11 protein-coding genes and 1 pseudogene are annotated in these 13437 nt (G+C 57.1%); 9 read left to right on the forward strand and 3 right to left on the reverse strand.

Annotated elements, in window-relative coordinates; genetic code table 11:
- The first annotated feature begins 65 nt into the window (after positions 1–65).
- Positions 66–545, forward strand: coding sequence for an arginine repressor (locus tag F8561_RS07125; RefSeq protein WP_025205741.1), 480 nt, complete (start codon positions 66–68; stop codon positions 543–545).
- Positions 546–548: 3 nt separating this feature from the next.
- On the opposite strand, the pseudogene F8561_RS24605 reads toward F8561_RS07125, so the two are convergent.
- A pseudogene (locus F8561_RS24605) lies at positions 549–666 on the reverse strand (hypothetical protein).
- On the opposite strand from F8561_RS24605, the gene F8561_RS07130 reads away from it, so the two are divergent.
- From F8561_RS07130 to ridA, 4 genes are all read left to right on the forward strand, one after another.
- Positions 646–750, forward strand: a complete 105-nt coding sequence (locus tag F8561_RS07130; RefSeq protein WP_168769597.1) for a pyrBI operon leader peptide — start codon at positions 646–648, stop codon at positions 748–750. The pseudogene F8561_RS24605 and the gene F8561_RS07130 overlap by 21 nt on opposite strands.
- 34 nt (positions 751–784) lie before the next feature.
- The gene (gene pyrB / locus F8561_RS07135; protein WP_151887290.1) at positions 785–1717 is read left to right on the forward strand and encodes an aspartate carbamoyltransferase; all 933 of its coding nucleotides are present in this window, start codon (positions 785–787) and stop codon (positions 1715–1717) included.
- A 12-nt stretch (positions 1718–1729) separates the two neighbouring features.
- Entirely contained in the window at positions 1730–2191 is a 462-nt protein-coding gene (pyrI, locus tag F8561_RS07140; RefSeq protein ID WP_025205744.1) for an aspartate carbamoyltransferase regulatory subunit, read from the forward strand.
- 74 nt (positions 2192–2265) lie between these two features.
- Positions 2266–2652, forward strand: a complete 387-nt coding sequence (gene ridA / locus F8561_RS07145; protein ID WP_063214253.1) for a 2-iminobutanoate/2-iminopropanoate deaminase — start codon at positions 2266–2268, stop codon at positions 2650–2652.
- 65 nt (positions 2653–2717) lie between these two features.
- Here the strand turns inward: ridA and F8561_RS07150 are convergent, their stop codons facing one another.
- Together F8561_RS07150 and mgtA are read right to left on the reverse strand one after the other, a co-directional pair.
- Positions 2718–5102, reverse strand: coding sequence for a beta-N-acetylhexosaminidase (locus F8561_RS07150; RefSeq protein ID WP_151887291.1), 2385 nt, complete (start codon positions 5100–5102; stop codon positions 2718–2720).
- Between the two features lie 150 nt (positions 5103–5252).
- On the reverse strand, positions 5253–7961 hold the full coding sequence (mgtA, locus tag F8561_RS07155) for a magnesium-translocating P-type ATPase (protein WP_020885394.1): 2709 nt from the start codon (positions 7959–7961) through the stop codon (positions 5253–5255).
- Positions 7962–8353: 392 nt separating this feature from the next.
- On the opposite strand from mgtA, the gene treR reads away from it, so the two are divergent.
- The 4 genes from treR to F8561_RS07175 all read left to right on the forward strand — a co-directional run bounded on the left by treR (position 8354) and on the right by F8561_RS07175 (position 13436).
- On the forward strand, positions 8354–9301 hold the full coding sequence (treR, locus tag F8561_RS07160) for a trehalose operon repressor TreR (protein WP_014168396.1): 948 nt from the start codon (positions 8354–8356) through the stop codon (positions 9299–9301).
- A gap of 128 nt (positions 9302–9429) precedes the next feature.
- Positions 9430–10848, forward strand: a complete 1419-nt coding sequence (gene treB, locus F8561_RS07165) for a PTS trehalose transporter subunit IIBC (RefSeq protein WP_025205752.1) — start codon at positions 9430–9432, stop codon at positions 10846–10848.
- Between the two features lie 51 nt (positions 10849–10899).
- Positions 10900–12555: an alpha,alpha-phosphotrehalase gene (gene treC / locus F8561_RS07170; protein ID WP_151887292.1), complete on the forward strand. Its 1656-nt coding sequence runs from the start codon at positions 10900–10902 to the stop codon at positions 12553–12555.
- Between the two features lie 134 nt (positions 12556–12689).
- The gene (locus F8561_RS07175; protein WP_032679522.1) at positions 12690–13436 is read left to right on the forward strand and encodes an oligogalacturonate-specific porin KdgM family protein; all 747 of its coding nucleotides are present in this window, start codon (positions 12690–12692) and stop codon (positions 13434–13436) included.
- Position 13437: the final 1 nt, after the last annotated feature.

A 13437-nucleotide genomic window follows, 5' to 3' on the forward strand; every position in this document is an offset into this window, starting at 1 on the left:
TGCGCCTGTCCGGCCTACGGACCGGTGCGGTGCCACCGGTTATGTCGGGAACTGATATGGGAAATATGATGGATTACGAAGACTGCTCTCCCAGAGAACAACTGCAGCTAACGGTGTGCCAGCAGCTGATCGCCGAAAAGAGTTATCTCTCCCAGGAAGAAATCCGCCGCGATTTGCAGGAGAGAGGGTTTGACAGCATCAGCCAGTCGACCGTTTCGCGTCTGCTGAAATTGCTAGGTGTCATAAAAATTCGAAATGCCAAAGGGCTAAAGATTTATTCGTTGAATCCTCAGTTGCGCCCTGCCCCCGATGCCGCGCGTACCGTTTCCGAAATGGTGGTGAGCGTGGAGCATAATAGCGAATTTATCCTTGTTCATACCGTGGCCGGATATGGCCGTGCGGTGGCGCGAATTCTGGATTATCACCAGTTACCGGAAATTTTAGGTGTGGTTGCCGGAAGCAGTATCGTCTGGGTCGCTCCCCGGGTGGTGAAGCGTACTGCGCTGGTGCATAAACAAATTAATTATTTACTCAGAACGAATTAATATTCATAAAGAACCGTTTGCATTGAGTAAAGTGTGCATTAAACCCCTTGATCCGAAAATCGAGCTGCGTATAATGCCCGACAATTTGCCGGGAGGAAGCATGGTCAAGCGTGTACGACATAACGTCTTACCGCGTCTGAAATCAGACGCTGGCCTGCCGTTTTTCTTCCCGTTGCACAATCTATTCCCAGAGCCCCTCATTTGAGGGGCTTTTTTTTGCCCGGCGTCAGGAGATAAACATGAATCCGCTTTATCAAAAACACATCATTTCCATAAACGACCTCAGCCGCGAAGAGCTGGAACTGGTTCTGGAAACCGCGGCAAAACTGAAGGCAAATCCGCAACCGGAACTGCTGAAGCACAAGGTGATTGCGAGCTGCTTCTTCGAAGCGTCGACCCGCACCCGCCTCTCCTTCGAAACCTCCATGCACCGCCTCGGCGCGAGCGTGGTGGGGTTTTCAGACAGCAGCAATACCTCGCTGGGTAAAAAAGGCGAAACGCTGGCGGATACCATTTCAGTTATCAGTACCTACGTTGACGCGATTGTGATGCGCCACCCGCAGGAAGGCGCGGCGCGTCTGGCGACCGAATTTTCCGGCGGTATTCCGGTACTGAACGCCGGAGACGGGGCCAACCAGCATCCGACACAGACCCTGCTGGATCTGTTCACCATTCAGGAAACGCAGGGCCGTCTGGAAAACCTGAACATCGCCATGGTGGGTGACCTGAAATATGGCCGCACCGTTCACTCGCTGACCCAGGCGCTGGCGAAATTTAACGGCAACCACTTCTTCTTCATCGCGCCGGACGCGCTGGCGATGCCGCAGTACATCTTCGACATGCTGGACGAAAAAGGGATCCCGTGGAGTCTGCATGCCAGCATCGAAGAGGTGATGGGCAACGTCGATATTCTGTATATGACCCGCGTGCAAAAAGAGCGTCTGGATCCGTCTGAATACGCCAACGTGAAGGCACAGTTTGTGCTGCGCGCCAGCGACCTCGACGGCGCACGCGAGAATATGAAGGTGCTGCACCCGCTGCCGCGTATCGATGAGATCACCACCGACGTGGATAAAACGCCGCACGCCTGGTACTTCCAGCAGGCCGGAAACGGCATCTTCGCCCGCCAGGCGTTACTGGCACTGGTTCTGAATCGCGAATTGGCTCTGTAAGGGGAAACGACAATGACACACGATAACAAACTCCAGGTTGAAGCCATCAAACGTGGCACCGTGATTGACCACATCCCTGCCCAGATCGGCTTTAAGCTGCTGACGCTGTTCAAGCTGACCGAAACCGACCAGCGCATCACCATCGGCCTGAACCTGCCGTCGGGTGAAATGGGCCGCAAAGACCTGATCAAGATTGAAAACACCTTCCTGACCGACGAGCAGGTTAACCAGCTCTCTCTGTACGCGCCGGATGCCACCGTGAACCGCATCGATGAGTACGAAGTGGTCGGTAAATCCCGTCCCAATCTGCCGGATCGCATTGAAAATGTGCTGGTCTGCCCGAACAGCAACTGCATCAGTCATGCTGAGCCGGTTTCGTCCAGTTTTGCAGTGAAAAAACGTGCCGATGACATCGCACTCAAATGCAAATACTGCGAAAAAGAGTTTTCTCATTATGTGGTGCTGGCCAACTAATTGAGGTTGGTAAAGGATCCCGGCCTCCCTATAATGGCCGGGAACATTTAATCAGCTGTTATTCTGGAGAAATCATGACCAAAGTACTCGCGACGGAAAATGCACCAGCGGCTATCGGCCCATACGTTCAGGGCGTTGATCTGGGTAGCATGATTATTACCTCTGGCCAGATCCCGGTGAACCCAAAAACGGGTGAAGTGCCAGTAGACGTGGCGGCGCAGGCGCGTCAGTCGCTGGAAAACGTACAGGCTATCGTGGAGTCTGCGGGTCTGAAAGTGGGCGACATCGTGAAAACCACCGTGTTCGTGAAAGATCTGAACGATTTCGCGACCGTTAACGCCACGTACGAAGCGTTCTTCACTGAGCACAACGCCACTTTCCCTGCACGCTCCTGTGTGGAAGTTGCGCGTCTGCCTAAAGACGTGAAAATTGAAATCGAAGCGATCGCCGTACGTCGCTAAGTTTCAGTCAGGGGCAGCCGAGGCTGCCTTTGCGCCCGGCAGGCAACGCGCTACCGGGCGTTTTACTACTGATTCCGCGTCGCCCGTAGCAGCGTTTCCAGCGGATACACCGCCGCAATCACCACTTCATCCTGTATTTTCGCCGCGTTATCCAGCTCGCCCTGAATAGAGGCAATCTCGTTGTCATCCAGCGTCCCCTGACGCGCCACCAGATCCGTCAGCCGCAGGCCAATCGAGGCCAGCTTATCCACCTCCTGAATAACCGGTTTAATCGCCTTCAGTGCGTAGCTGTTTTCACTTAATGCCAGCGCATCGCTGGTGTTACTTTGCCAGCGGTTGAAGACGTGGCGCAGCGCGTCGGCGCTTTCCGTGTCTTCCGCGTCGCTGACCAGGCGGTCAGCCCATTTGTTCATCTGGCGCACCGTGGCACTTTCGGCGTTGAGCGCATCAGCAAACCGGTTGAGCGGTTCGAACTGATGGTAATTTCCGGCCTGGAACTTAAGATGCTGACGGGTGTAATACTGCGCCGGCTCGATTGCCTGCGCGAGGATTTGCAGCGGAAGGGTATCGGCGTTATTCGCCAGACGCGTGAACTGCACCTGCTGCTGAGTATGCTGCTGCAGCCCGACCGAGACCGTCGACCAGCTGTCCATCGCCTGCAGGCGGGTGTACATATTGTCGACATCGTTAACGTCCTGCGCGGACCATAACCGCTCCGCCACCGCAAAGGTGCGCGGCCACAGGCGGATATCCAGCACCGGTGCGACCACGTTTTCCGCCCACAGCGCGGCTTCCCCGCCGAGCAGGTTGACCTGATGAGCGGCGTCCGGTACCACCGGCGGGATGCCTTTGGGGATATCGTCCAGGCGCTTGCCGTCAATGGGATAGCGGGCATTGCCCACCAGGAAATAGCCGCTCAGCTTATCGTTGTCCACCGACACCACCGGGCGCGTTTCGCCCATCCAGGTATCGACGGTAAACGTCACCTGATTGTCGTCGCGCCACGCAATATCCTGTACCGCACGACGGGATTTCCCGGCGAAATCAATAAATCCACGCCAGCCGGAATCCCCTTTCACCAGGGTGAAACTCCCCTTCACCGGCTTGCCTTTCAGACGCGGCATGGTGAATGACCAGCTTTGAGCGCTGTCGGTGTCGCCAATCACATCCTCGCCGTTTAACCCCTGCGGCACAATTTCATTGCGGTAGTGATAGGCGGTGGACTGGGGCTGATCGAGGTAAAAGCCGGTCGAGAGAATGCCTTTATAGCCCTTCTGCGCCACCTGCCCCAGCGCGTCCTGCCCTTGCCAGGACTGGATCAAGATGCTTTTTGGCAGATCAGGATGAGCAATTTCATCCCAGCCCACCATCTGCCGGTGGTGTTTTTCGAGGATATTTTCCAGCTTGCGGTTGAAATAGGCCTGCAGGGCGTGGCTGTCTGCCAGTGTGTTGTCGCGCATAAACTGCTGAATGGCAGCGTTCGCTTTCCACTGGCTGTCATCCACCTCATCGCCACCGATATGCAGATACGGATCGGGGAAGATCGCCGCCAGTTCACTGACCATCGCCTCCGCAAACTGATAGGTCGCCGCTTTTGTCGGATCCAGGACCGGTTTCAGCACGCCCCAGTGGCGTTCCATCACATACGGTCCCGGGGCGCTCATCAGTTCCGGGTAGGCCACGGCAATCGCCGAGGCGTGGCCCGGCATGTCGATCTCCGGCACCACGCGGATGCCGCGTTCGGTGGCATAGCGCACAACGTCGCGCATCTGTTCCGGCGTATAAAACAGCCCGTCGCTGGCGAGTTGCGTGAGCTTTGGATAGCGTGTCGAGCTGAAGCGCCAGCCCTGATCGTCGGTCAAATGCCAGTGCAGCACGTTGAGTTTTGCCGCCGCCATACCGTCAATCTGCCGCTTGATATCCGGCAGCGGGATAAAGTGTCGTGCCGAGTCAAGCAGCAGCCCACGCCACGGGAAACGGGGGGAATCCTCGATAGTGACCCACGGCAGAGAGGTGTTTTCCGCCCCGTTTTGTATCAGCTGGAGCAGGGTTTCCATGGCGCGCAGCGCGCCAAAACGGGTGTTGGCGGTGATATCCACGCCACTGGCATCGACCGTGAGCGTATAGCCCTCATCGCTGTCCGGCAGCGGCTGCGGCTTCACTTTTTTGGTAATAGCAATGCGGATGGTGGGCTTGTCCGGTTTAACGGCCTGCGGTTGTAGCGTCCAGCCGGTTTGCAGGGCGATGCGCTGGCGCAGACGGTTGACCGCGTCGCCGAGGTCGTCTCCGGTAACGCTGACGGAAAGGGTGTTGTTGAGTACCAGTGCGCCCTGCGTCGCGGGACGTTCAACCTTCGCAGGCCAGGGCATCAGGGGAAGGTCGCCTGCCGGAGCGGCAAACGCTGACGCGCCGAGCATCAGCCCGGCGGTTAAGAGACTGTACCGTAACATGAATGTTCCTTATCTGACGGGCCAAATAAAGGCAAAACATTCAGTTAACATGCGCTCATTTTGTCGTCAAGCGAATGCGCTGACGGAGATCACAGGTTGTTGAATTTGGGAGGAAACGTACCCCTCTCCCGTGCCGGGAGAGGGGGGAAATCACTGCCACCCATACCGACGGCTATAGAAGCCTTTGACCATCTGCGTCAGCACCATATAGCCCGCGAGGATCGCCACCAGCCACGGGAAGTAGCTCAGCGGCAGCGCCTGCAGCTGGAGGTAGCTGGCCAGCGGCGAGAACGGCAGTGCAATGCCGAGCGCCATCACGATACCGGTCATGACAATCAGCGGCCACGCGGCCCGGCTCTGGATGAACGGGATGCGACGCGTACGGATCATATGCACAATCAGCGTTTGCGACAGCAGCCCTACCACGAACCAGCCGGACTGGAACAGCGTCTGGTGTTCCGGCGTGTTGGCATGGAACACAAACCACATCAGGCAGAAGGTCAGAATGTCGAAGATGGAGCTGATCGGGCCAAAGAACAGCATAAAGCGCCCCAGATCGGACGGATTCCAGCGCTGCGGCTTCTGGATCTGCTCGTCGTCCACGTTATCAAACGGGATGGCGACCTGAGAGACATCGTACATCAGGTTCTGGATCAGCAGGTGCAGCGGCAGCATCGGCAGGAACGGCAGAAACGCACTCGCCACCAGCACGCTGAAAACGTTACCGAAGTTGGAACTGGCGGTCATCTTGATGTACTTCAGCATGTTGGCGAAGGTGCGACGTCCCTCGATAACGCCCTCCTCCAGCACCATCAGGCTCTTTTCCAGCAGAATGATATCCGCCGCTTCACGGGCAATGTCCACCGCACCGTCTACAGAGATACCAATATCCGCCGCACGCAGGGCGGGCGCATCGTTAATGCCGTCGCCCATAAAGCCCACCACATGCCCTTCGCGACGCAGCAGGGTGACAATGCGCTCCTTGTGCATGGGTGTCAGCCGGGCGAACAGCGTGGTGCGCTGCGCAAGCGTCGCCAGCGCATCATCGGAGAGGGGCTCAATATCACTTCCCACAACGACGTCACCCGCATCCAGCCCCACTTCATGACACACTTTGGCGGCCACCAGCTCGCTGTCGCCGGTAAGGATTTTCACGGTGATGCCGCTGGCCTTTAACGCTTTCAGCGCAGGCGCGGTGGTCTCTTTCGGCGGATCGAGGAATGCGATATAACCCTCGAGGATCAGATCGGATTCGTCGATACGCTGATAGTCCCCTTCGCGTGCAGGCAGGAATTTGCTCGCCACCGCCACCACGCGCAGCCCCTGACGGTTCAGGTTATCGGTGACGCGCTTGATACGGCGCAGCATGGTTTCATCCAGCGGCACAATGTCGCCGTTATAGCGCACCTGGGTTGAGACATTGAGGATCTCCTGCAATGCGCCTTTGCAGATCAGCTGATGCACGTCCGGATGCTCGCTCACCACCACCGACATGCGGCGGCGCTCGAAGTCGAACGGGATCTCATCCACTTTCTGCCAGCGCCCGGAGAGCGTGCGGGCAGATTCTTCATCCACGCCTTCGAGCACGGCGACGTCGAGCAGGTTTTTCAGCCCGGTCTGGTAGTGGCTGTTCAGCCAGGCGCTGTGCAGCACGCGATCGCTGGTTTTACCGGCGATATCGGTGTGGTTCTCCAGCACAATTTTGTCCTGGGTCAGCGTGCCGGTTTTATCGGTGCAGAGAATGTCCATCGCGCCAAAGTTTTGAATGGCATCCAGGTGTTTGACGATCACTTTCTGTTTTGACAGTTTGACCGCCCCGCGCGCCAGCGTGGAGGTGACAATCATCGGCAGCATTTCAGGCGTTAACCCTACGGCGACGGAGAGCGCAAACAGCGCCGCTTCCCACCAGTCGCCCTTGGTATAGCCGTTGATCAGCAGCACAATCGGCGTCATCACCATCATAAAGCGGATCAGCAGCATGCTGACGCGGCCAATCCCCTTCTGGAAGGCATTCGGTTCGCTCTCCTGCTCGCTCACGCGCCCGGCTAACTGTCCAAACCAGGTGTTGCCGCCGGTAGCGATGACCATTGCCTGCGCCGTGCCGCTGACCACCGTAGTGCCCATAAAGCAGAGGGTGTCACACTCGAGCGGGTTCATCTGCTGCGGGTCGCGGGTGCGCGCCACTTTTTCTACCGGCAGAGATTCGCCGGTCAGCGAGGCCTGCGCCACGAACAGATCCCGCGCCTGAAGAATACGTAAATCCGCGGGGATCATGTCGCCGGCCGCCAGCTTCACCAGATCGCCTGGCACCAGCTGGTCGATAGGCAGCTCAACCCAGGCGTTCTCCCCGAGATCGTTAATGACGCGCGAGACGGTTGCGGTGTTGCTTACCATCGCTTTCAGGGCGTCTGCCGCGCGGGTAGAGCGGGCCTCCTGAATAAAGTTCAGCAGCGTGGAGATCCCCACCATCAGGGCGATAACCCCGGCGGCAAACAGATCTTCGGTGGCATAGGAGATAATGCCAAGCACGGTCAGCAGCAGGTTGAACGGGTTACGGTAGCAAGTCCACAGATGCACCCACCACGGCGCCGGTTTTTGCGCTGGAATTTGGTTATCGCCATGCACGGCACGGATTTTTTCCACTTCCGCCGCGTTCAGCCCCTCCGGATGCCCGCCAAAGGCACGCCAGACTTCGTTTTCATCCATCGCCGCCACGTTCAGGCAGCGTTGGCTTAGGGAAGCAGGGATCGCTGCAGAGGCCATATTTTTGGCATTTGGCAGCGGGTCGCGCTGAACAAGACGATGTGGCAGGTGGCGGCTCAGCATCGCCTGCAGCTGCCGGGTGATATTTTTAAACATAGTCATTCCCCCGCGCCCGCAAACGCGGACACAGTATTTCCTGCAGGCGTGGCAAGGCCGTACCTGACAGGCACTTAATGTTTTAAGCAGGAACGTGCAGGACGTTGCTGCCTCACATACCGGTGAGACAGCACAAAGGCTGGCTTACCGGAAAGAAAGAACGCTCCCGTTCAGGAGAAGCGTGGGATCGGGATCCATGTCACCTCCGGTAAGTAAAAAAGTAAGGTGCCGCCGCGCAGTATAAGGATTTAACCGTACCGTTTGCGGCGATTCGGGCGGTATTATACTCCCCCGCAAATAAACCGAACGTAAACCAGACTTTGCCCATAGCGAAAACACGCTATAGCATTAGGCTCTACTGACCACGTTGTCATTGTTACAGGGAATACAGCATGCAGAACCGCCTTACGATAAAAGACATCGCGCGTTTAAGCGGCGTGGGGAAATCCACCGTATCGCGCGTGCTCAACAATGAGAGCGGTGTCAGCGAACGCACCCGCGAGCGCGTCGAGGCGGTAATGAATCAGCACGGTTTTTCCCCTTCCCGCTCTGCGCGCGCCATGCGCGGGCAAAGTGACAAAGTGGTTGCCATTATCGTCTCGCGTCTGGATTCCCTGTCCGAGAACCTCGCCGTTCAGACCATGCTGCCCGCCTTTTATGAGCAGGGCTACGACCCAATCATGATGGAGAGCCAGTTCTCCACGCAGCTGGTTGAAGAGCATCTGGGTATGCTCCAGCGGCGCAACATTGACGGCGTGGTGTTGTTCGGATTTACCGGCATCAAAGAGGAGATGCTGAAGCCCTGGCAGGCGTCGATGGTGATGCTGGCGCGCGATGCCCACGGTTTTGCCTCCGTCTGTTACGACGATGAGGGGGCGATTATTACCCTGATGCAGCGTCTGTACGATAAAGGCCATCGCCATATCAGCTACCTCGGCGTACCGCATGCGGACGTTACCACCGGCAAACGGCGTCACGAGGCCTACCTGACCTTCTGTAAACAGCACAACCTTTCCGCCGTCGCGTCTCTGCCGGGTCTGGGAATGAAACAGGGCTACGAGCAGGTCGCCAGCGTGCTGACCCCGCAGACCACGGCGCTGGTGTGCGCCACCGATACCCTGGCGCTGGGCGCGAGTAAATATCTTCAGGAGCAACGCATAGAGGGACTGCAGATCGCGAGCGTAGGCAGTACGCCGCTGATGAAGTTTCTGCACCCGGAGATTATCACCGTCGACCCGGGCTACGCCGAGTCAGGCAGGCAGGCCGCTGCACAGCTGATCGAGCAAATTAACGGACGTGCTGAGCCGCGTCAGATCGTAATTCCTGCCCACCTTTCATAACCCTCGTTTATCCGTTTATTGTGATCTTCGCCCGATTTCGGGAACGTTCCCATTTTCGCCGTCACGCTGAAGGAGTAGGCTTGCGCTCAGGTCATTACCCCCCTCACCATCGGTCATGAGGTTTCATGATGAGTAAAGTCAAACAAGAAGATATCGACCAGTTGATTGTCCTGGTAGGCGGCCGTGAAAACATCGCGACCGTCAGCCATTGCATTACCCGCCTGCGCTTCGTGCTGAACGATCCGGCCAAAGCCGATCCGAAAGCCATTGAAGCGCTTTCCATGGTTAAAGGCTGCTTCACCAACGCCGGTCAGTTCCAGGTCGTCATCGGTACCGAAGTGGGCGATTACTATCAGGCTCTGCTGGCGACAACCGGGCACAGTTCAGCCGATAAAGAGCAAGCCAAGAAAGCTGCACGCCAGAATATGAAATGGCACGAGCAGTTAATTTCCCACTTCGCGGAGATTTTCTTCCCGCTGCTCCCGGCGCTGATCAGTGGCGGTCTGATTCTGGGCTTCCGCAACGTTATCGGTGATGTGCCGATGAGCGACGGCAAAACCCTGGCGCAGATGTACCCGGCGCTGAAAACCGTTTACGACTTCCTGTGGCTGATTGGTGAAGCGATCTTCTTCTATCTGCCGGTCGGGATTTGCTGGTCAGCGGTGCGCAAAATGGGCGGCACGCCGATTCTGGGTATCGTGCTGGGCGTCACGCTGGTCTCTCCACAGTTAATGAACGCTTACTTACTTGGTCAGCAGGTGCCTGAGGTGTGGAACTTCGGTCTGTTCACCATCGCGAAAGTGGGCTATCAGGCGCAGGTGATCCCAGCCTTGCTGGCCGGTCTGACGCTGGGCTTTATTGAAACGCGCCTGAAACGCATCGTACCGGATTACCTCTATCTGGTGGTGGTGCCGGTTTGCTCCCTTATTCTGGCCGTCTTCCTCGCCCATGCATTTATCGGTCCGTTTGGCCGCATGATTGGCGACGGCGTTGCCTTCGCGGTACGTCACCTGATGACCGGCAGCTTCGCGCCGATTGGTGCCATGCTGTTTGGCTTCCTGTACGCCCCGCTGGTGATCACCGGCGTGCACCAGACCACGCTGGCGATTGATATGCAGATGATTCAGAGCCTGGGCGGTACGCCGGTCTGGCCTATCATCGCGCTGTCTAACATTGCGCAGGCCTCGGCGGTCACGGGCATTATCCTGGTCAGCCGTAAGCATAACGAGCGTGAGATTTCTGTTCCGGCCGCCATCTCCGCCTACCTCGGCGTTACCGAACCGGCGATGTACGGTATCAACCTGAAATACCGCTTCCCGATGCTGTGCGCGATGATCGGCTCCGGTCTGGCAGGCCTGGTATGCGGTCTGTACGGTGTGATGGCGAACGGGATCGGTGTCGGCGGTCTGCCTGGTATTCTCTCCATCCAGCCCGCTTTCTGGCAGGTGTTTTCCCTGGCGATGGTCATCGCGATTGTCGTTCCAATGGCTCTCACCACCGTGGTTTACCAGCGTAAGTACCGTCAGGGCGCGCTGCAGATTGTTTAACTTCATCTTTCGGGGCGCAGTTGCGCCCCTTCGCATTTGCAGGAACGCATTATGAATACCCTTCCTCACTGGTGGCAGAACGGCGTTATCTACCAGATCTATCCAAAGAGTTTTCAGGACACGACGGGCTGCGGTACCGGCGATTTACGCGGCGTCACGCAGCGGCTGGACTACCTGCAAACCCTCGGCATCGACGCCATCTGGCTGACGCCGTTTTATATTTCCCCGCAGGTAGATAACGGGTACGACGTGGCGAATTACACCGCCATCGACCCGGCCTACGGCACGCTGGATGATTTTGACGAGCTGGTCGCGCAGGCCCATCAACGCGGCATTCGTATCGTGCTGGATATGGTGTTCAATCACACCTCAACGCAGCACGCCTGGTTCCGGGAATCGCTGAATAAAGAGAGCCCGTATCGCCAGTTCTACATCTGGCGCGACGGTACGCCGGAACAACTGCCCAATAACTGGCGCTCCAAATTTGGCGGCAACGCCTGGCGCTGGCACGCCGAGAGCGAGCAGTACTATCTGCACCTGTTCGCCCCCGAGCAGGCGGACCTCAACTGGGAAAACCCGCAGGTGCGCGCCGAACTGAAAAAGGTATGCGAGTTCTGGGCCGACCGTGGCGTGGACGGTTTACGCCTCGATGTGATTAACCTGATTTCTAAAGACCAGGATTTCCCGGATGACGCCGTGGGCGATGGCCGTCGCTTCTATACCGACGGACCGCGCATTCATGAGTATCTTCAGGAGATGAGCCGCGACGTCTTTACCCCGCGAAACCTGATGACGGTAGGCGAGATGTCGTCGACCTCGCTGGAAAACTGTCAGCAATACGCCTCTCTCGACGGGCGCGAGCTGTCAATGACCTTCAACTTCCACCACCTGAAAGTGGATTACCCCGGCGGCGAAAAGTGGACCCTGGCCAGGCCGGACTTCGTGGCGCTGAAAACCCTCTTCCGCCACTGGCAGCAGGGCATGCACAACAAGGCCTGGAACGCGCTGTTCTGGTGTAACCACGATCAGCCGCGCATTGTGTCGCGCTTTGGCGATGAAGGGGAGTACCGTCCCCACGCCGCGAAAATGCTCGGCATGGTGCTGCACGGAATGCAGGGCACCCCGTATATTTACCAGGGCGAAGAGCTGGGTATGACCAACCCGCACTTCAGCCGTATAACCGATTACCGCGACGTTGAAAGCCTTAATATGTTCGCTGAACTGCGGGCCAACGGTCGCACCCCTGAAGAATTGCTGGCTATTCTGGCGAGTAAATCCCGCGATAATGGCCGCACGCCAATGCAGTGGGATGCCACACACAGTGCGGGCTTTACCGAGGGTGAGCCGTGGATTGGCGTTTGCGACAATTACGAGACGGTCAATGCCCGTGCGGCGCTGGACGATACTGATTCGGTGTTTTACACCTACCAGACGCTGATTCGCCTGCGCAAAACCCTGCCGGTGCTGACGTGGGGAGATTATGAAGACCTGCTGCCTGACCACCCTTCCCTGTGGTGCTATCGCCGGCGGTCGCAGGGCCAGACGCTGATGGTGGTGGCAAACCTGAGCCGTGAGCGCCAGCAATGGGTTCCCGCGTCAGTACAGGGAGCCTGGCGGGTCGCACTGAGCAACTATGCGGATGCTCCCCCTCAGCCCGACAACCTGCTGTTGCGCCCGTTTGAAGCCATCTGGTGGATACAGGAATAACCCTCAAGAGATACAGCCAGCTGTATCTCTTTTTTTATGTTTAGCGATACGCTAAATGTACGACGATAACTTTTACTTCACGGTGTGCCAAAATAAGAATAGCCCTGCCATTTAAATAACCTCGGCAGGACATTATGAAAAAGACAATTATTAAAGCAACATGTATTAGCGCATTATTATTAAGTACCCAGGGATGGTGCGGAAATACCTCCGTCGATCTTCGCTTTGGTCATAATACGCGCTCAGACGTAAATGATTCACGTATTAAAGTGATGCATCAGGCTGATAACGGTTTTTACTTCTCCGTCGAAGCGGCGCAAAACCATAACGATACGTTCTTTGGTGATACCGACCGATATAATCCGGACGAAAAAGGGTTAACGGAGGCAGCACAGGAAATCGAAACGCGCTGGCGTTTTGATCTGGGAAATGGGTTCGCCATCGCGCCAGGTATGGTGACCGTCTTTACCGCCAGCAATACGCATTACCGCCCCTTCATCCAGGGCTGGAAAACGTTCGATAACGGCCTGAACCTGTCTGCCCGCTACCGCTATAACACCGTTAACGATGCGCACAGCGACAAACGCCTGGACGGCAGCGGCTACACCCGCCGCGAGTCACACCAGTTCGACCTGTGGTTCGCGTACAACATCGGGAAATTCGGCATGTCCTATAACCCGCGCTTCCGCTGGCAGGATAATGTCGATCAGGGAACCGGGGATGATACCTACTGGGAGCACACCGTAGCGTTCAACTACAAGCTCGACGACGGCTGGACGCCTTACGTCGAACTGGTGTCGCTGGATAAAACCTACCTTACTCAGGATGGCAATCATGAAAATGATTACGCCATTCGTCTGGGTATCGTGAAACAGCTCTGAC

The sequence above is a fragment of the Enterobacter sp. 198 genome (assembly GCF_009025585.1).
Taxonomy (GTDB): domain Bacteria; phylum Pseudomonadota; class Gammaproteobacteria; order Enterobacterales; family Enterobacteriaceae; genus Enterobacter; species Enterobacter ludwigii.

What these genes read in the sequence shown, in the direction of transcription:
- F8561_RS07150 (WP_151887291.1), bottom strand. Translation starts at nt 5,102, where the DNA reads ATGTTACGGTACAGTCTCTTAACCGCCGGGCTGATGCTCGGCGCGTCA.
- treB (WP_025205752.1), top strand. Translation starts at nt 9,430, where the DNA reads ATGAGTAAAGTCAAACAAGAAGATATCGACCAGTTGATTGTCCTGGTA.
- F8561_RS07130 (WP_168769597.1), top strand. Translation starts at nt 646, where the DNA reads ATGGTCAAGCGTGTACGACATAACGTCTTACCGCGTCTGAAATCAGAC.
- treR (WP_014168396.1), top strand. Translation starts at nt 8,354, where the DNA reads ATGCAGAACCGCCTTACGATAAAAGACATCGCGCGTTTAAGCGGCGTG.
- pyrB (WP_151887290.1), top strand. Translation starts at nt 785, where the DNA reads ATGAATCCGCTTTATCAAAAACACATCATTTCCATAAACGACCTCAGC.
- F8561_RS07175 (WP_032679522.1), top strand. Translation starts at nt 12,690, where the DNA reads ATGAAAAAGACAATTATTAAAGCAACATGTATTAGCGCATTATTATTA.
- F8561_RS07125 (WP_025205741.1), top strand. Translation starts at nt 66, where the DNA reads ATGATGGATTACGAAGACTGCTCTCCCAGAGAACAACTGCAGCTAACG.
- ridA (WP_063214253.1), top strand. Translation starts at nt 2,266, where the DNA reads ATGACCAAAGTACTCGCGACGGAAAATGCACCAGCGGCTATCGGCCCA.
- treC (WP_151887292.1), top strand. Translation starts at nt 10,900, where the DNA reads ATGAATACCCTTCCTCACTGGTGGCAGAACGGCGTTATCTACCAGATC.
- pyrI (WP_025205744.1), top strand. Translation starts at nt 1,730, where the DNA reads ATGACACACGATAACAAACTCCAGGTTGAAGCCATCAAACGTGGCACC.
- mgtA (WP_020885394.1), bottom strand. Translation starts at nt 7,961, where the DNA reads ATGTTTAAAAATATCACCCGGCAGCTGCAGGCGATGCTGAGCCGCCAC.